Annotated in this window: 16 protein-coding genes; 3 read left to right on the top strand and 13 right to left on the bottom strand. The window is 71.4% G+C overall.

Annotated elements, in window-relative coordinates:
• Positions 1–255: 255 nt before the first annotated feature.
• Complete coding sequence (recQ, locus tag ASF94_RS16820; protein WP_056669049.1) at positions 256–2,118, top strand: DNA helicase RecQ; 1,863 nt, start codon at positions 256–258, stop codon at positions 2,116–2,118.
• A 21-nt stretch (positions 2,119–2,139) separates the two neighbouring features.
• Here recQ and ASF94_RS16815 read toward each other — a convergent pair whose 3' ends face one another.
• From ASF94_RS16815 to ASF94_RS16790, 6 genes are all read right to left on the bottom strand, one after another.
• Complete coding sequence (locus ASF94_RS16815) at positions 2,140–3,096, bottom strand: spore coat protein U domain-containing protein (protein WP_056669046.1); 957 nt, start codon at positions 3,094–3,096, stop codon at positions 2,140–2,142.
• Positions 3,093–5,540 carry a fimbria/pilus outer membrane usher protein gene (locus tag ASF94_RS16810; protein ID WP_235505408.1) on the bottom strand — a complete coding sequence of 816 codons (2,448 nt, stop codon included), beginning with the start codon at positions 5,538–5,540 and terminating at the stop codon, positions 3,093–3,095. The genes ASF94_RS16815 and ASF94_RS16810 overlap by 4 nt, the downstream gene beginning before the upstream one ends.
• Positions 5,527–6,345, bottom strand: coding sequence for a molecular chaperone (locus ASF94_RS16805; RefSeq protein ID WP_156382572.1), 819 nt, complete (start codon positions 6,343–6,345; stop codon positions 5,527–5,529). Before ASF94_RS16805 ends, ASF94_RS16810 begins: the two co-directional genes overlap by 14 nt.
• On the bottom strand, positions 6,339–6,926 hold the full coding sequence (locus tag ASF94_RS16800; protein WP_082493368.1) for a spore coat protein U domain-containing protein: 588 nt from the start codon (positions 6,924–6,926) through the stop codon (positions 6,339–6,341). Before ASF94_RS16800 ends, ASF94_RS16805 begins: the two co-directional genes overlap by 7 nt.
• A 13-nt stretch (positions 6,927–6,939) precedes the next feature.
• Positions 6,940–7,566: a spore coat U domain-containing protein gene (locus ASF94_RS16795; RefSeq protein ID WP_056669392.1), complete on the bottom strand. Its 627-nt coding sequence runs from the start codon at positions 7,564–7,566 to the stop codon at positions 6,940–6,942.
• 373 nt (positions 7,567–7,939) lie between these two features.
• The gene (locus ASF94_RS16790; protein WP_056669039.1) at positions 7,940–8,809 is read right to left on the bottom strand and encodes a gamma-glutamyl-gamma-aminobutyrate hydrolase family protein; all 870 of its coding nucleotides are present in this window, start codon (positions 8,807–8,809) and stop codon (positions 7,940–7,942) included.
• 204 nt (positions 8,810–9,013) lie between these two features.
• Between ASF94_RS16790 and ASF94_RS16785 the strand changes: the two genes are divergently transcribed.
• Both ASF94_RS16785 and ASF94_RS16780 read left to right on the top strand, forming a co-directional pair.
• Positions 9,014–10,213, top strand: coding sequence for a CHASE2 domain-containing protein (locus ASF94_RS16785; RefSeq protein ID WP_056669036.1), 1,200 nt, complete (start codon positions 9,014–9,016; stop codon positions 10,211–10,213).
• A gap of 51 nt (positions 10,214–10,264) precedes the next feature.
• Positions 10,265–10,621, top strand: a complete 357-nt coding sequence (locus ASF94_RS16780; RefSeq protein WP_056669033.1) for an HPF/RaiA family ribosome-associated protein — start codon at positions 10,265–10,267, stop codon at positions 10,619–10,621.
• Positions 10,622–10,664: 43 nt separating this feature from the next.
• Here the strand turns inward: ASF94_RS16780 and ASF94_RS16775 are convergent, their stop codons facing one another.
• The 7 genes from ASF94_RS16775 to ASF94_RS16745 form a co-directional block, all read right to left on the bottom strand.
• Entirely contained in the window at positions 10,665–11,600 is a 936-nt protein-coding gene (locus tag ASF94_RS16775) for a TIGR03915 family putative DNA repair protein (RefSeq protein ID WP_056669030.1), read from the bottom strand.
• Positions 11,601–11,615: 15 nt separating this feature from the next.
• Complete coding sequence (locus ASF94_RS16770) at positions 11,616–12,929, bottom strand: putative DNA modification/repair radical SAM protein (RefSeq protein ID WP_056669027.1); 1,314 nt, start codon at positions 12,927–12,929, stop codon at positions 11,616–11,618.
• A gap of 155 nt (positions 12,930–13,084) precedes the next feature.
• Positions 13,085–13,714 carry a DUF924 family protein gene (locus ASF94_RS16765; protein WP_082493366.1) on the bottom strand — a complete coding sequence of 210 codons (630 nt, stop codon included), beginning with the start codon at positions 13,712–13,714 and terminating at the stop codon, positions 13,085–13,087.
• 82 nt (positions 13,715–13,796) lie between these two features.
• Complete coding sequence (locus tag ASF94_RS16760) at positions 13,797–14,687, bottom strand: OmpA family protein (RefSeq protein WP_056669024.1); 891 nt, start codon at positions 14,685–14,687, stop codon at positions 13,797–13,799.
• Positions 14,688–14,752: 65 nt separating this feature from the next.
• Positions 14,753–15,280: a DUF4398 domain-containing protein gene (locus ASF94_RS16755; protein WP_056669021.1), complete on the bottom strand. Its 528-nt coding sequence runs from the start codon at positions 15,278–15,280 to the stop codon at positions 14,753–14,755.
• A 210-nt stretch (positions 15,281–15,490) separates the two neighbouring features.
• Entirely contained in the window at positions 15,491–17,017 is a 1,527-nt protein-coding gene (locus ASF94_RS16750) for an ATP-binding protein (RefSeq protein ID WP_056669018.1), read from the bottom strand.
• Complete coding sequence (locus ASF94_RS16745) at positions 17,010–17,852, bottom strand: response regulator transcription factor (protein WP_056669015.1); 843 nt, start codon at positions 17,850–17,852, stop codon at positions 17,010–17,012. Before ASF94_RS16745 ends, ASF94_RS16750 begins: the two co-directional genes overlap by 8 nt.
• Positions 17,853–17,899: the final 47 nt, after the last annotated feature.

The raw sequence follows: 17,899 nt of genomic DNA, 5'->3' as shown, positions 1-17,899 counted from the left end.
CTGTGCCGGGGCTGAGATCCATCTTGGAGGCAGCAGTCATACGCGTCCAATTGAATAATCGGACCGACCCATTGGCGTTGCGAATCGTTGGCGGCACCAGCGCAGGGGTGGCGAGCGCGGGCGCGGCGCGCACAATAGCGCCCTCGCGTGCCTGCGGCCATCCACCCAGTCGCAAGCCCATGGATTTCAAGCCAAATCGGCCTTCGGCGCTTATGTATTCAAGGCCGATTGCTATCAAAAAGAGAGTGTTTTAGTTTGTCCCCCGCGCATTTCGTCCTGCACGACGTTTTCGGCTATGACCAGTTCCGCGGCCCGCAGGAGGCCATCGTCGAGCACGTGATCACCGGCGGCGATGCGCTGGTGCTCATGCCCACCGGCGGCGGCAAGTCGCTGTGCTACCAGGTGCCGGCCATCGTGCGGCGCGACGCGGGCAAGGGTGTGGCCATCGTCGTGTCGCCGCTGATCGCGCTGATGCACGACCAGGTGGGTGCCCTGCACGAGGCGGGCGTGGATGCGGCCTATCTCAATTCCACGCTCGACTGGCAGCAGACGCAGGATCTGGAGCGGCGGGTGGCGCGCGGCGACATCACCATGCTCTATGCGGCGCCCGAGCGGCTGACCACGCCGCGCTTCCTGGAGCTGCTGGACGGCCTGCACCAGCGCGGGCAGCTCTCCATGTTCGCCATCGACGAGGCGCACTGCGTGAGCCAGTGGGGCCACGATTTCCGGCCCGAGTACCGCGCGCTCACCGTGCTGCACGAGCGCTATGCCGGCGTGCCGCGCATCGCGCTCACCGCCACGGCCGACGAGCTGACGCGCGCCGACATCGTCGAGCGCCTGCAGCTGGAAGATGCGCAGCACTTCGTCAGCAGCTTCGACCGGCCGAACATCCGCTACCGCATCGAGGAGAAGAAGGAGCCGCTGGCCCAGCTGCTGCGCTTCATCGAGCGCGAGCACCCGGAAGACGCGGGCGTGGTCTATTGCCAGTCGAGGAAGCGCGTGGAGGAGATGTCCGCCGCGCTGGTCGATGCGGGGTTGAAGTCGCTGCCCTACCACGCAGGCCTGCCGCCCGAGGTGCGCCAGGAGAACCAGGACCGCTTCCTGCGCGAGGAAGGCATCGTGATGGTGGCCACCATCGCCTTCGGCATGGGCATCGACAAGCCGGACGTGCGCTTCGTGGCCCACGTGGACATGCCCAAGAACATCGAGGGCTACTACCAGGAGACCGGCCGCGCCGGCCGCGACGGCCTGCCCGCCGATGCCTGGATGGCCTACGGCCTGCAGGACGTGGTCAACCAGCGCCGCATGATCGACGAGAGCCCGGCGGGCGAGGAGTTCAAGCAGGTGATGCGCGGCAAGCTCGACGCGCTGCTGGGCCTGGCCGAGGCCACCGACTGCCGGCGCGTGCGGCTGCTGGGGTACTTCGGCGAGGCGTCCGAGCCCTGCGGCAACTGCGACAACTGCCTGAACCCGCCCGCGGTGTGGGACGGCACGGATGCGGCGCGCAAGCTGCTGTCCACCATCTACCGCGTGCACGAAGCGAGCGGCCTGACCTTCGGCACCGGGCACATCATGGACATCGTGCGCGGCAAGGACACGGAGAAGATCCGGCAGTTCGGCCACGACAAGCTCTCCACCTTCGGCGTGGGCAAGGAATACACCGAGCCGCAGCTGCGCGGCGTGCTGCGCCAGCTGCTCGCCACGGGCGCGGTGGGCCTGCACAAGGTGATGCTGGAGAGCGGCCACAGCTTCGACACGCTGGTGCTGACCGACGGCTCCCGCCCGGTGCTCAAGGGCCAGACGGCCGTGCAGCTGCGGGAATCCACCGCCAGCACGCCGGCCAGGCGCACCCGCCGCAGCACCGCGCCGCCGGCCGCCGCCGCCAACCTGGGGCCGGATGCGCAGGCGCGCTTCATCAACCTCAAGGCCTGGCGCGCGGAGGTGGCGCGCGAGCACAACCTGCCGGCCTACGTGATCTTCCACGACGCCACGCTGGCGGCCATCGCCGAGCGCGATCCCTCTTCGCTGGACGACCTGCAGGGCATCACCGGCATGGGCGCCAAGAAGCTCGAAGCCTATGGCGCGGACGTGGTGCGCGTGTGCGGCTCCAGCGCCTGAGCCGGGCGCGGCCCCTCCGCTTCAGAACTGCACCTCGACCTGCAGGCTGTCCTGGTAGAGCCCGGGCGGCACGGCCGGCTGGTCGGGGTAGATGGTGGCGGTGTAGGGCAGCGTCTGCGGCGTGAGGCCGTCGGCCACGCCGGTGCCCGCGACGCGGGCCGCGCCCTCGGTGCCCCAGACGCCGCCGCCGGGCCGGAAGATGTCGTAGGCCAACCGGTTGTTGCCCGAGCTCATGTGCCGCCGGCCGCCCTGCGGCGCCCCACCGGCCGTGATACCCACCGTGTAGTTCAGTCCCTGCGTGCAGGTCAGCGTCAGGTTCTGCGTGACGGAGCTGAAGGCCCCCGGCAGCGGCGCCGAACCGAAATGCAGGTCGGGCGCGGTGATGGCGCAGTCGTTGGTCACCACCAGCTGCACGGTCAGTGTCCGGTCCACGTTGCCGTTGCGCGGCATGCCCACGCAGATGTTGCCCAGGCCCAGCAAACCTTCGCAGAGGTTGGCGTATTCCCAGTTCACCGTGATGGTGTCTGTGTAGGTGCCGGCGGGCACGTTCGCGCCGAGGGTGGTGGCGATGCGCAGCGGCAGGTTGGCCGTGTTGTTGCTCAGCAGGCCGAGCACGGCGGCACCGGACGCGTTGATGACCAGCAGGCCTTGCGTGTACGAAGCCCCGCCCAGGTCGGTGATGCGATAGGGGATCTGCCGCGCGCCGTTCTTGAGCGTCAGGCCCGTGGTGGGCGAGGTGATCTTCGCGCGCACCGTGGGCGTGCCCAGCGCCGACAGCACGATGCCTCCGCAGCCCAGCGTGAACTGGGCCGACGTGGTGATGGCCGGGCCCTGCCGCACCCGGAACGACGATGCCGTGCCCAGCGAGCCGCCGGTTTCCGCCGTCACGCACGCGGCCTGCGCCGCCGGCAGGCCGGCCATCAGCGCGCCGGCGCAGGCTGCAAGCCACGCGCCCCGCTGCATCTTCCTTCTCGTCATGTGCGCTGCCCCGGTGCGGCCGGCCCAGCGCGGCCCGCACCTTCCGCTTCGGTGAGGCAGGTCACGAGCAGATCCCGCGCGGCGGCATAGGCGGCCTCGTCGAACTCCGCCCGGCAGGGCGGCGCCCCGCCCGGTGGCTGCGCCACCAGCGTGTTGCGCGGGTGCAGCCGCGTGAGGTAGACGACCCCGTCCCAGCCCACCACCGAAGGCACCTGCCCCTGTTCATGCAGCACGGCGCTGCCGGGCGGCAGCGGCCGGCCCCCGGCGTCCAGCAGCGTGATGGTGGCGGTACGCATCTTCAGCACCGGCAGCGAAACGAAAGCGCCCATGCCGCGCGGCACCGCGACCTTCTTTTCCAGCGCCGGCACATGCATGTCGGCCGGCATTTCCAGCGCATTCAGGGCGAAGCGGCCGTTGTAGTACGAGGTCACGCCCGGCACCAGCAGATAGCCGCGCTCGTCCGTTCGGCCCATGGGCTGGTTGTCATATGTCACCTCCACGTCGGGCACGCCTTCGGTGGAGACCAGCGCGAAGCTGTCGGTGATGCGGTTGGCGGCGAAGGCATAGCCGTCCATCCACCCCAGGGAGCCCGCAGCGCCCGCCCACTGCGATGGTGCGCCGGGCGTGCCGAACACGCCGGCCTGGGCCAGCAGCGCGCGGCTGCGGTGCTGCACCGCGGCCTGCGTGTAGCGGCCCTCGCGCTCGCTGGTGATCGACCGGCTGGCATTCCAGCCCCAGCCCCCCTCGGTCGGAACGCTTCGCTGGTAGCTCGCCTGCGCCTGGTTGCGCCCGCCGGTGTGCGAGAAGGCGACCTGCGCCGAGGTGTCGTCGCCCAACAGGTAGGTCAGCTGCATCCGCAGTTGCGTATCGCCCGTGTCCACCGTGCGGCCGGCCGTCAGCGACAGGAACAGGTCACGCTGCAGCGACGTGCTGAAGCTGGCGTAGGCCAGCCGGTTGCGCTCGTTCAGCGCGCCGCGCAGATCCACCCAGCCCAGGTTGAAGCTGCCCACGCGGGTGTTCAGGTGCGCGTTGATCTGCCGGCTGCGCCGCTGCAGCCGGAAGCCGTCGCGCGCGGCGGTGCTGGCATCGCCGTACCCCGCCGTGCGCCCCAGCTGCTGTGCCGAGATGCCGCCCAGCGCCGATTCGTACTGGTAGCCCAGGCTGTACTGCCAGCCCCCACCGTTTCCCGTAACTATTCCAGCATCCGTGCCGCGCACCTGTCCGCGGGTGGCCGACGCCGACGCCACGCCCCATTGCCCCAGCCGGTTCACCGTGCCCAGGCCGAGCACCGCCAGGTCGCGCCCGGCCTGGGCCTGGCCCTCCAGCGTCCAGCGGTCGGTGATGCCGCGCCGGTACACGCCTGAACCCAGCGCCTGACCGTAGGCGAGGTTGCGGATGCCGAAGTCCCGCCGCAGGGCGCCCAGCGACAGCGAATAGTCCGTCCAGCCGGGCCGCAGCAGCTGGCTGCTGACGTAGAACGGCACCTCGGTGCTCACGCGCCGGCCCAGCGCGTCGGTGGTGATGACGGACGCGATGCCGCTGCCCGACACCGTGGGCAGGCCGCCCAGGGTGAAGGGCCCGGGCTGCACGTTCTGGCGCGTGGCGCGGAACCCGTTGACGAACACATCCACGGCGGAGGGCACGGCGGCCTGGCCGGCGAATTCCGGCAGCGGGTAGGTCACCAGGTCGGGCCGGGTGGAGAAGTTGCGCGACCACTGCACACCGCCCAGGCGCACCGGCGTGGACCAAGGGAGGGAGCCGGTCACCATGTCGCCCACCGTCCATTCGGTGGCGGCCACCGGGTCGGTGCGAGTCCAGCGGGTGTCGTAGCGCAGGTAGCCGGAAGTCCCGCCTCCGCTGTCCGCATGGCGCAGGATTCCCGTGTTCGAGCCGATGCCGAGCGGGCCGAAATAGCGCTGCTCCGACCAGACGGAGGCGGTGGTCGCGTTCACCGGGCCGGTACGCGACCGCTGGGCGTAGACGTCGTAGTTCAGCAGCCAGCCGCTGCCGGCGAACAGCTGCAGGGGCTCGCGGTCCTCGGGCTGCAGCCGCTGCGCCGGCAGCCAGGCGGGCGGCACCTGCACGGCCAGCTGCTGCGCGGCCGCGTCGTACCGCGTCGACACGCCGGGCAGGCTTTCCAGCACCACCGGCGTGCCGTCAGGCGCGTCGGCGGGCAGGTGCCACTGCCGCAGCACGGCCGCGTCGATGGCGTGGTGGCCGGGGCCGTGCCGGGTCACTTCGATCAGCTCGCCCGCGGGTTGGCCGTTGAGGGTGACCTCCAGGTACAGCGTGACCGGCCCGCGTGGGTCGGTGCCTTGGGCCGCTGCAGGCGGCGCGGCCGCCGCCGGCAGGGCGCCTGCCCCCAGCGCATGCGGCAGGCAGCCCAGCAGCACCAGCCAGCCGGCGGTGCGCAGCAGGGGGGAGGGGTGGTCATGGCGCTGCACGGGGAACCAGGGCAGGCCGCCCGTTGACGGAGGCCTTCAGCAGCAGGGGACCTGCGGGCGGGGCGGGCAGTTCCCACTGCCGTTCGCTGCCGGGCAGTACATAGCCCAGCAGGCCGGGGTTGATCGCGGTTTCGCGGGCAGCATCGGCCGCCTGCCAGCTAACGGCGGTGAGCCGCGCGTGGGCGCGGCCGGCGTTGCGCAGCACCAGCCGGTGCGTGTCGCCATCGCTGGCGATGCGCCAGGACAGGTTTGCCTCCAGCGGCTGCGCGGCCTCGCCATTCAGGGCGGCCAGCGCGGTGGCCGACATGCGGGGGCCCGCCGCACCGGCGCCGTAGACGAACAGCGGGATGGCATAGCGCACCTGCAACTGCACGCCCAGCGCCGGAGCAGGCGCCGGACCACCGGCGGACTGCGCTGCGCCCGCGGGCCGGGGCAGTTCGTCCACGATCACGCGGTAGGCATCTTCCGAGAGCGGAGAGGCCGGCACCAAGGCCATCAGCCGGACCAGCTGGCGCGCACCGGGCGCGATGTCGGCGATGGGCGGGCTGGGGATGACGTCCTTTTGCGCATCGAACTGGTCGTCGCCCTGGTCCTGCGTCCAGCCCATCACCCGCACCTGCACGCTGACCGGCTCCTCGCCCCGGTTCTCGATCCACAGGGCGACGGCGCGCTGGCCGCCGGCGATCATCGGATCGACCGGCCAGATCATGAGCGGAGCGGCGGCGTGCGCTGGCGGCGCCCAGGCCCCCAGCCCGGCGCAGGCCGCCAGCAGCCAGCCGCCCAGAAAGGTGGCGCGGCTCACCATGTCAGCGTCACCTGCACGGTGTCGGTGTAGAGCCCGGCGGCCAAGCCGCTGCCCGGCAGCGACGCGGTGCCCACGATGGGCAGCGCCGTGGCGGTGGCGCCCAGGGGCAGGTCCACCACGGTGTTCGGTGGCAGCGGCGCCGTGGCCGCGCCGGCCAGCGCCAGCGCGTAGGGAATGAACTGCCCGGCGTTGTTGGACAGGCGCCGCTGCGTGCCCTGCGCGTGCAGGCCGGCGTTGGCACTGATGCTGGCCTGCGTGCCCGGCGTGCATTCGATGCGGGCCTGCAGGCCGCCGCCGCCCGCCAGCGCGGTGATGCTGGCCGCGCCCACGGCGGGATGGGTGCCGAAGTCGATCCGACCGAACGGCAAGTTGGCGGTCTGCTGCGGTGCGCCCGAGACGATGCAGCCCCGCACGACCGAGGCCGTCACCAGCATCGGCGCCGTCGTGGGAATGGAGGCCGGCACGGCCAGTGCGGGCGCTGCCAGCAGCGCGGCGCCGAGCCATCGACCGCGCAGGTGGCGAGGGCGGCGGGGGGCGGTACGGGCGTGCGCATTCCCGTCCGCAAGAGGACTTCTCGACATGGCGCCCCCCGCGTCAGAAGGTGAGCGTGACCTGCAGCTGGTCGGTGTAGGTGCCGGCCGGCAGGGCGTTGGGGGTGGTCTTGTTGACCAGGCCGTAGATGGGCAGCACGAAGGCGGAGCCGGTGATGGGCACGGCAATGCCGGTGACGGCGGACGACAGCGGATACGGCGTGGTGTGGCCCGGGTCCTGGTAGACGTCATAGGCCAGGAAGGCGCTGCCGTTGCTCATGGCGCGCTGGCCCACGCCCGACGTGCCCTGTCCGGCATGGTTGCCGGGACTGACGGCGATGTTGATGGCGGACACCTCGGGCGAGCACACCACCTGCGTGGTGCCGCCGCCTTCACCGCCGGTGGCCACGGCGGTGGCGGTGCCGACGAAGGTGGAGGGCCGCACGCCGAAGTCGAGCGTGCCGAAGTTGGCGCCGCTCACGGTGCCTGGCCCACCGAAGATGATGCAGCCCGAAGTGAGCGTGATCTGCGCATTGAGCTGGCCGGTGATGGCCGCTGCCGGCGCCGCCAGGCCCAGGCTCAGGGCGCCGAGGGTGAGCGCTGCCGCGCAGCGTCGCAGGCGGAGGGGGGTGGACGGGGTCGGCTCCAGGGCCGAGGGTTGGGGGGAGTGGGAATCCGGGCTGGCTCGCATCGCTGTCTCCTGGCTGATGAAAGAAAACCGGAAGGCGCCGAGCGTGAACGGGTGGGCCCGGTCTACGCCCACGGGCCCTTCGGCCCGTGCCTTTCCGCCGTCGACAGCAGCTCCCTGCAGCAAGGCGGGGCGTTTGGCGAAGAGGACAGTGGGTGAACCTTCGGGCAAAGACTGCCCTGGCACGACCGAGCAACGGATCCTCTCGCCACCCACGCTTTGCGCGCTGGCTGACTGCCATCTTGCGTCCACGCCCGCTCGGCGAGCGTTGGTCGCAAAAACAGTGGAAACCCTGCCTCGGCCTTTTGATGTCGGCAAGACGACTTGCCGTTCCGACTACGCGGTCTTTGCTTTATATCTCAACGACTTTTATATCTCAACGCTTGAGCAAAAGGGCCTGCCGCAGCAGCCGAGATGCACGATTGCGAATCTGGAACGGGCTGTGGCCCGGTGCCGGCCGCAGCTTGGCGAACGAACACGCATCCAGGAAGTCCTGCAGGATGGGCGTGTCGTCCAGCGCCACCGCGTCCTTGGCGCGGAATTCGGGGTGCCACTGCGTTGCCGCGATGTAGCCCTTGCCTCGGCTGGGGCGGCGGCGGATCGCTTCGGGCACGCCGTCCGGATGGCTCCAGGCTTCCACGTCGAAGCCCGGCGCCAGGTTCTTGATGCCCTGGTGATGGATGCTGTTGACCACCACGCGCTGCTGGCGCGGGTACATCGCGGACAGCCGCGTGCCCGGGACGAGATCGATCTCGTGGAAATGCTGGTCGTAGGTGACGGCGTTGCGGTGCTGCTGCGCGCCGGGGTGCTGGGTCTCGATGTCCTGGTAGAGCGTGCCGCCGAACGCCACGTTGATGAGCTGCAGGCCGCGGCACACGCCGAAGATCGGCTTGCCGGCCTGCTCGAAGGCCTCCACCACCGCCAGGTCGTACAGGTCGCGGATGCGGTCGCCCAGCCAGGCGTCCTTCAGCGGCACCTCGCCGTAGCTGCCCGGCCACACGTCGGCGCCGCCATGCATCACCACCCCGTCCAGCCATTCGGCGTAGTGCGCCAGCGTCACGTCGCCGCGCGCGGTTTCACCGGTGGGGCAGGGCACCATCACCACCATCGCGCCGGCCGACATGATCCAGTGCGCGATGGTTTGCTCCACGTACTGGAGCGTCTTGTTGGTGAAGAGCGACCGGGCCGGGTCGGCGTGCGAGAAGCAGGCCGACAGGCCGATCTTGAGGCGTTTCGACGACGTCATGGGCGTGGCATTCCGCAGGGGCGGGCATGTCTCCCAGGAGCGCTGGGGTGACCGGGCGCGGGGTTGCGCAAGACTGAAGGCATGGGTCGTTTGTAACCGCCGCAGCCGATCCATCCTGTAGGAGCGCGGCGACCCGGCGCGTCGGTTGCAAAACGAAGCGAGGCCTGCAGCGCGCGCCGCGATACTGTGCGCATGCCTGGCTCGATGCACCTTCTCGCTGCCCTCGGGCGCGCGGGCCGGCCCCGGCGCGACGGACAGCGGCGCCTGCCCTCGCTGAGCGCCACCGTGGCAGCAGGCGCTGCGGCCTTGCTGCTGGTGTGGGCCGCCAGCCTGACTTCACCCTGGGATCGTCTGGAAATGAAGGTGTTCGACGCCTTCACCGCGCTCGCCGCCCCGGGCCGCAGCGCGGTGCCCGTGGCGGTGCTGAGCATCGACCCGGCCACCGCGGCCCAGGAAGCGGGCGGTGCGCCCACCACGCGCAGTCTGCATGCGCGCCTGCTGGACCGGCTGCAGGCCGATGGCGCGGCGGCAGTGGGCTTCGACCTGGCGTTCGATCAGCCCGCCGGTGCTGCGGAAGACGCCGCTTTCGAGCGGTCGGTCGCGGCCGCCTCGTCGGTGGTGCTGGCCTTCGCGCCAGCGGCGGCGCCTCAGGATGCCCTCGCCCAGGCCGCCGCCCTGCCGCTGCAGCGTTTTCTGGCGGCAGGTGCCGTGCCCGGCGACGCCCAGGTGCGGCCGGATGGCGATGGGGTCGTGCGCCGGGCCAATGCCCACATCAACAGCTTCGCCGGCAAGCTGGCCGCGCTGGCCGATGCGCGTGCGGCCCGCACGCACCGCGCAGCAGCGCCCTCGGAATTCGTCGTGTACCGCGGCCCGCCGGGCACGTTCGACACCCGGCCCTGGCGCGAGGCGCTGGAGCCCGGCGTGCTGCCGCCCGGCTTCTTCCGCGGCAAGATCGTGCTCGTCGGCCACACCCTGCCGGCAGACCGGAGCAGCGCAGTGCCCGGCGGCCTCTTCGCCTCGCCGTTCGCTCTGGGGGCCGGCGAACGGCACTTCCCGGCCGTGGAGCTGCAGGCCACCTTGATCGACAACCAGCTCACCGGCGCGCGGCTGCGCAGCGTGGACAGCGGCTGGTCCCCGGTCGTGCTGATGCTCGGCCTGCCGCTGCTGCTGGCGGGCGGCTGGCGCTGGCCCGGCGCCGCCGGAGCGTTCGCGCTGGCCGGTGCCGGCGCCATGGTGGTGGCCTCCTGGCTGCTGTTCCAGCGCGGGCTCTGGTGGCCGCCGCTCTTCCCGGCCCTCGCGGTGCTGGCCAGTTACGCCGCTGCCGTGGGGCTGGCACCCCGGGCGACATTGCGGCGAAAGGCAACGGTCGGCAAGCAAACGCAACGGTCGCCCGGCGGCAATTGAAGAGCGGGGACCAGGCCCCACTGTGCAGGTTCCAACCACAAGGAGCCGCCCATGCAAGTACAGGTACAGACCGACGACCACATCGATGGCAGCGAGGCCATGAACCGCTGGATCCAGGACGAAGCCAATGCCCGCCTCTCCCGGTTCCGCGACCACCTGACCCGGGTGGAGGTGCATTTCTCCGATCTGGACGCCGGCCGCTCGAACGGTGCGGACAAGCGCTGCAACATCGAGGCCCGCGCCGCCGGCCGTCCGCCCCTGGCGGTGAACGCCGACGCCGGCAAGGTACCGGAAGCCTTTACCGCCGCCGTCGACAAGCTGGTGCGCGCGCTGGACAACGATCTGGGGCGCCTCAAGGACAAGGCCGGACGCGAGACCATCCGCACGGTGGACGGCGCCCTGCCCTGAGGACGCGCCTAGATGGGGCGACCCTGGCGCCCCTTGAGCGGCATCAGGGCGTCTTCGGTATGCGCCGCTGGGGCACCGTGCCCCCGGCGTCCACCATGCGCACGCTGCGTTGGTGCGCGCCCCGGGCGAGCGAATCGATCAGCGTCGCCTCGGGCAGGTTCTTCCAGTAGCGCGTCGGCATTTCGCGCCGCATCATCGCCAGCTTCAGGCGGGCAGGGTTGAACGTGTGCTGGTAGTAGGTCAGCCATAGCGCCTCGCCCGCATCGGGCGGCGGCGCATCGGCGCGCGTGGCGCCCGGGCCGACCCGCAGCGTGCCGCCATCCCAGCGCAGGCTGCATTCGGGCGTCAGGATGGCCCAGCGCATCTGCGTGAAGCGCTGCACGAAGAATGCCGCGTTCGCCTGCGCGATGTGGTGGTCGGGCTCGAACCAGGCCACGTGCAGCGGCTCGGCCTCGCCGTCGTCCACTGCCCGGAACCGCACGAAGGCGCGCATCTTGTGCATGTCGCGCCGCACCGCCGCCGCCATGCGCTGCATGCGCGCCAGGTCGGGGTCGAGCGCATCGTGCCGCAATGCCGGGTCGTGCACCAGGCGCCACAGGGCGCGGTAGAGCAGGGCGTAGCGGTCGGCGTCGCTGTGCAGCGCCACATGGCCGCCCAGCGTGACGAAAGCGCGGGGCACGCGCAGCGCTGCGGTGGTCGATTCGGGCCCGGAGCCTGCGGCCGCTTCGGGCGCCCCATCCGCCGGAGGCTCAGGGTGGACCGGTGCGACCCCGCCGGCTGCATCGTTCTCCGGGGCGTCCGCTGGGCCGTCCGCTGCCGGCATGCCCTCCGCCAACCCGCCGAACAGATCACCTTCCGCCGCGCCGGCCACCTCCCAGTGCACTGCATCCGGTTCGAGGCCCGCCTGCAGGCAGCTGCGCGCGGCCTCGCGAAAACCGGGCCAGTCGGCCGCATGGCTCAGCGTGACGGCGTGCGGCATGCCTGGCTGCCTGCGTCAGGCAAAGAGCGACGCCTGCACCGGCGGTGGAGCGAGGTGCGCGCGCAGGCGGGCCGGGTCGCGCAGCCGGTCGGCGGGGCGGTGGTCGGTCACGGTGACGAAGGGCAGCACCTTGCCCAGCGGCACATGCAGCTGGCCCAGGTCGGCATGGCGCAGCCGCCGCACGCGGCGGGCCGACAGCAGCTTGTCCACCGTGCGCACGCCCAGGCCCGGCACGCGCAGCAGGCGCTCGCGGGGGGCGGTGTTCAGGTCGACGGGGAACAGCTCGGGGTGGGCGACGGCCCAGGCCAGCTTCGGGTCCATGTCCAGCGACAGCATGCCGGCCGCTGCGTTGGCATCGCCACCGGATGCCGCAGCGGGCGGCACGATCTCGTCGTGCGTGAAGCCGTAGAAGCGCATCAGCCAGTCGGCCTGGTAGAGCCGGTGTTCGCGCACCAGCGGGGGCGCCGACAGCGGTAGCGAGCGCGAGGCGTCGGGGATGGGGCTGAAGGCCGAGTAGTACACCCGGCGCAGGCCGTAGCCGCCGTAGAGCCGGGCGCTGGTGGCGAGGATGGTGCGGTCGTCGGCGGCATCGGCGCCCACGATCATCTGCGTGCTCTGACCGCCCGGCGCGAACCGGGGCGCCTCGGCGCGGCGCGTGCGCCCGGGCATCGAGACGATCTGCGGGGCGACGCCGCGCGGCTGCTGCTGGGCGCGGGCCTGGCGGGCATCGTCGATGTGCGTGGCCAGCCGGCCCATCGAGCGCTGGATGGCCGCGCCGTCCTTCTCGGGCGCCAGCGCCGCGAGCCCGTCCGAGGTCGGCAGCTCGATGTTGATGCTGAGCCGGTCGGCATAGCGGCCGGCGCGCAGCAGCAGCTCGGGCGATGCATCGGGAATCGTCTTCAGGTGGATGTAGCCACGGAAGTCGTGCTCCTCGCGCAGCACGCGGGCCACTTCCACCACCCGCTCCATCGTGTAGTCGGGCGTCTGGATGATGCCGCTAGAGAGGAACAGCCCCTCGATGCAGTTGCGGCGGTAGAAGTCGAGCGTGAGATCCACCACCTCCTGCACGGAAAAGCGCGCCCGTGGCACGTTGCTGCTGACCCGGTTCACGCAGTAGAGGCAGTCGTACTGGCAGTAGTTGGTGAGCAGGATCTTCAGCAGCGAGATGCAACGCCCGTCGGGCGCGTAGCTGTGGCAGATGCCCGCGCCCTCGGTGGAGCCGATGCCGCGCCCGCCCACGGAGTTGCGCGACGACGTGCCGCTGGAAGCGCACGAGGCGTCGTACTTGGCGGCGTCGGCGAGGATGGCGAGTTTGGATTCGGTGAGCACTGTAGTAATTTACAGTGTTTTCACGTTTCCTGCAGGGCAAGGCCCTGGTGCCGGTGCCGTCTATTTGCTATTAAAATAATAGCAATAGATGTCCATCCAGCCTGCGCGGGGACTGGTTTTGGCTGAAAAACCCGCGCGGGTACGCCCTGCGGCCCTCAGAAGGAACTGCCGGGCTCCTGCAGGAAGGCGATTTCCTCGGCGGTGGAGGATCGTCCCAGGACCGCGTTGCGGTGCGGAAAGCGGCCGAATCGCTCCACGATCACCTGGTGGCGCTGGGCGAAGTCCAGGTTGTTGGCGTTGCCCAGGGCGGTGAAGAGCCGCACCGACTCGGCCTGCACCTGCGCCGATTCGCTGTGCATGAAGGGCATGTAGAGAAACGCCCGGCGCTCGGGCGGCAGCGCGGCGTCCAGCCCCTGGGCGATGGCTTCCTGCGCCAGCACCAGCGCCATGCCGTCCTGGGCGAAGGCGGCCCGCTCGCCCCGCAGCACGTTGCGCGAGAACTGGTCGAGCACGATCACCTCGGCCAGCCGGCCGTCCGCACCGGTACGCCAGTGGGCCAGCTCGCCCTGGGCCGCGCGGCGCAGCAGGGCGCCGAAGCGTCCACGGATGGCCGCGTCGAAGGCGTCGTCCTTCTGGAACCACTGCGCCGGGGTCGATTCGTCGAACCAGAACCGCAGGACATCGGCAGCGGTGCCGTGCCCGGCTGCTTCGGGCCGGTGGGCCCCCGGGGTGGCGGAGGCGGAGGTGGAGGCGGAAGTGGAGGTGTGGTCGGTGCGTTGGGTCATGGCGACGAGTATGGCAAGCGCCCGGAAAAAAAGCCCGCCCGGCAGGGCGCCGGACGGGCTTCGCGCGGGGCGATGGGTTCGATCAGCGGCCGCGCAGGTTGCCCTTTTCGTCGGCGATCACGATTTCCACGCGGCGGTTCATCGCACGGCCTTCGGGCGATGCGTTCTCCGCCACCGGATAGGTCTTGCCGTAGCCACGGGCGGTGATGCGGTCGGGCGCCACGCCGCGCTGCACCAGGGCGCCCTGCACGGCCTGGGCACGGCGGTCGGACAGCTCCTGGTTGTACGCGTCGCCGCCGACGCTGTCGGTGTGGCCTTCGATGATCAGCTTGCGGTCGGGGAACTGGCGCAGGAAATTGGCCAGCTTGTCCAGGCGCGGGCCCGCCTGCGGCGACAGCTCGGCCTTGTTGAAGGCGAACAGCACGTCGCCCAGGGTGACCAGCAGGCCGCGCTCGGTCTGCTGCGCCTCGATGTCGCGCAGTTGCGCTTCCAGGGCACGCACGCGGGCTTCGTTCTGCGCGGCGCGCTGCTCGGCGCTCATGGCCTGCGCCTGCGCGGCCTGGGCGGTGCGCGCATTGGCGTCGGCCTGCATGCGGGCGCGGTCGGCTTCGCGGGTCAGGCGCAGGCGCTCGGCGTCGGTGCCCGCTTTCTTGATGTCGGCTTCCAGCTGGCGGGCGCGGGCGGTGTTGCTGGCGATCTCGGCGCGCTGCGATGCCAGGTAGGCCAGATGGTTGGCTTCGGCGGCGTCGTTGTCATCCGTCCAGACGCGGTCGGCGCGGGCCAGCGTGTCGGTCGCGGCCTTCAGCTCCAGCGGGGCCAGGCGCACCACGTCGGGGTTGTTGGCGGTGCGGGTGACGACGGTGCGGGCGTCTTCCACCGAGTTGAGCGGCTGGCGGGTGGCGCAGCCGGCCATCAGACCGGCGGCCAGCAGGGCGGCGGCGAGCAGGGGAGTGCGGCGAAGTTGTGGATGCATGGTGTTCTAGGCAAAAGAGGTGAAGGGCAGGCAGCGAGGCGTGCGGCGGGCTGGGGCGAAACGCCTCAGCGGACGGGCGCCATCGGAGCGGCGGGTGCCATGGGTGCGGCCATGGGAGCAGGCGGTGCGGGTGGAGCGGGCGGTGCCATCGGCGCTGCGGGAGCGGGCATGGCGCCAGGCGCGGCCATGGCACCTGGGGCGGGCGGCACCGGAGCCACGACCGGCGCGCGGCGGTCGATCTCGGTCTGCAGGCCACGGATGCTGGTCTGCACTTGCTGCAGCGTGTTGGCGTTGTTGGCGGCATCGGCCTTGGTTTCGGCCACGCGGGCGTCGGCTTCGGCTTCGGCGGCGTAGCGGCGGGCGATGTCGTAGTTCTTGTCGTTCATGGCTTTCTCGGCCATCGCCACCTTGTCACGGGCGCGCTGCAACTCGACCGGCGCATTGGCCACCACATTCGCCTCGGCGCCCACGCGGTTCACGGTGGAGCGGCTCACGGCCAGTTGGTCCACCGGCGGCGGCGTGGAAGAGCACGCCGCGAGCGCCCCCAGGGCCAGCACGGCGCAAGAGGTTCGGAGGAAGGTGGCAGTCTGCATGGGAAGGGCTCCTGAATCGATGTCGATATGGCGGACTGCAGCGCCAACGTTTTCTCACCAGGGAGAGGACGGGAGCGCGGCAGGGTTGGTGATGGATTGTCGGCACCGGAAAAAGCCATATCCGTAGGCCCTGCCCCCCGCCCGCCGTGGGCCGTTTCTTACGGTTACGAATGGGCGGAACGGCTTTCTGCGGGGCTGCTACTCCTGCATTCACGCGCGCTGCTGCGTGCCGCCTTGGGCCGCGGCGTCCTCGCAGCGGGGCGTGCCGGCAAGGTGCACGGTCGCGCGCAGGCCCCCTTGCGGCCGGTTGCCGAGCACCAGCGTGCCGCCCTGCGAATGCACGCACTGCCGGGCGATGGCCAGCCCGAGGCCCACCCCGCCCCGACCCGGGCCCCGGGCCGTGTCCAACTGGCCGAACGGTTCCAGCACACGGCCGATGGCGGCCGGCGGAATGCCCGGGCCGCTGTCTTCCACCAGCAGCATCAGCATGGGGCGGTCCTGGGGAATCGCCGAGATTTCCACCGGGGTGCCCGCATGCTGCAGGGCGTTCTCGATCAGGTTGGCCAGCGCGCGGCGCAGCGCCAGCGGATGGCAGGGCCAGACCCATTCGGCCGGGCAGGCGCGCACCGTCACCGCATGGCCCTGCCGCTGATAGCGCAGCGCCAGCTCCCGAAGCAACGCCGCGATGTCGGTGGGCGCGGCAGGCTCGGCCCGCGCGTCGGCGCGGGCGAAGTCCAGGGTGGACGACACCAGCGCCTCCAACTCGGCGACGCTTGCCAGCAGCCCGGCGCGCAGTGCCGGGTCATCCACCAGTTCGGACTGCAGGCGCAGTTCGGTGACGGGCGTGCGCAGGTCGTGGCTGATGGCTGCCAGCATCTGGGTGCGTGTGTCGCGATGGCGGGCGATGCGCTGCTGCATGGCATTGAACTGCCGCGTAAGCTCGCGCGCCTCGCGCGGGCCGTGCACCGGCAGCGGGGACTGCGCTCGTCCGTACTCCACGCGGGCGGCGGCGGCCATCAGCTGGCGCAGCGGGCGCACCAGCCACCAGGCCAGCCACAGGGCGGCGGCCAGCACGGGCAGGATGCTGGCCGGCAGCGCGAGGAGCAGCGTGGTGGACGCGTCGTAGCGCCCTTGCAGGCGCAGATCGGCATTGACCCAGCCGCCGTGGGCGCGGTCGGCGCCTGCGCCAGCACCCGCGCTGCGTGCGGGCAGCTCCAGGCTGGAGCGCAGGTGCAGCGGCTTCCAGGCCGCCAGGCTCCACAGGCCGGCGCGGGCGTCCTCGCCCGAGGCGCGCTCCAATTGCAGCCACACCCCCGCCGTCTCCGGCAGGCCGATGCGCCTGCGCAATTCGCTGGCCAGCCGCTGCTCTTCGGGCTTCATGGCAAAGGGCGCGACGGCAGGCATGCCGCTCTGCCAGAACTGCGTGCCCGGCGAGCTCTGGGTGGGCTGCTCCCCGGGCTGTCCCGGGGCCGGGCGGTTCGCTGTTCGGTGTTCCGCGGCCTGATCGGCCGCCAGGGCGTAGCCGGTCGCCAGCAGCGCCAGCGCCTGTTCGCGGGAGACGGGGTGGATCAAGGCGCCGGTGCGCTGCAGCAGCGCCATGGTGATCAGGTGCGACGCGAGCAACGCACCGAGCAGCAGCAGGCCATATTGCCAGACGAGGCCGGGGCCCCCGCGCGCCTCGGCCCCGGCGGCGGGCCCGCGCCAGCCCGAGGGGCCGCCCCGGGAAAGCTCAGGCATGCGGGCCCGCCGCGCTTTCGGCGCATGCGGCACCCCGGGCCGGGTCCACGCGCTCCACGGACGCCATCAGCGCGTAGCCGCCGCCCCGCACGGTCAGCAGCAACAGCGGGGCGTCGGCCTCCTCGGGGGCCTGCAGCCGGGCGCGCAGACGGCTGATCTGCCGGTCGATGGTGCGGTCGAACGCCGCATCGCCCTGGCGGCCTTGCGTGCGGGTCAGGTCCAGCAGCTGATCGCGGCTGAGCACCGTGTTTGCGTGGTGCAGCAGCACCTCCAGCAGTCGGGCCTCCGTGTGGGCCAGCTGCCGGAGCGCACCTGACGGGGAGCGCAGGCTGGCGCGTGCGGCATCGAAGCGCCAGCCGGCGAAGACGAAACACCGCTGCGCGTGGCCGAGGGTAGTGCGCTCTGTGACCGGCGCGGGCCGGGCGCCGCCGGGGTGCTGGCGCCGGCGAACCACTGCGCGGATGCGCGCCAGCAGCTCGCGCGGATCGAACGGTTTGGTCACGTAATCGTCGGCGCCCTGTTCCAGCCCCCTGATGCGGTCGTCGATGGCGGAACGCGCCGTCAGCAGCAGCACTGGCACGCCGTGCTCGGCCTGCAGCTGCGGACACAGGCGGCTGCCGTCCCCGTCGGGAAGCATCACGTCCAGCACCACCGCGTCGAATCGGTGCATCTGGAGCAGCGCGGGCACCGAGCGGGCATCACCGGCCGTGTGGACCTCCAGCCCCTGGCGGCGCAGGAACGCGGCCAGCGGTTCCCGGATGCGGGGATGGTCGTCCACCACCAGCACACGAAGGCGGGGTGGTGCCGGGCTGTCTGCAGCAAGGGCGGAAGGCACGGAAACGGCTGTCACAAACTGTCCAAAACCAGTAGTTGCTGATGATT

The organism is Acidovorax sp. Leaf160 (assembly GCF_001424265.1).
GTDB lineage: Bacteria > Pseudomonadota > Gammaproteobacteria > Burkholderiales > Burkholderiaceae_C > Paracidovorax.
The sequence above is the reverse complement of the archived record's forward strand: the minus strand, read 5'-3'. Positions and strand labels throughout refer to the sequence as shown.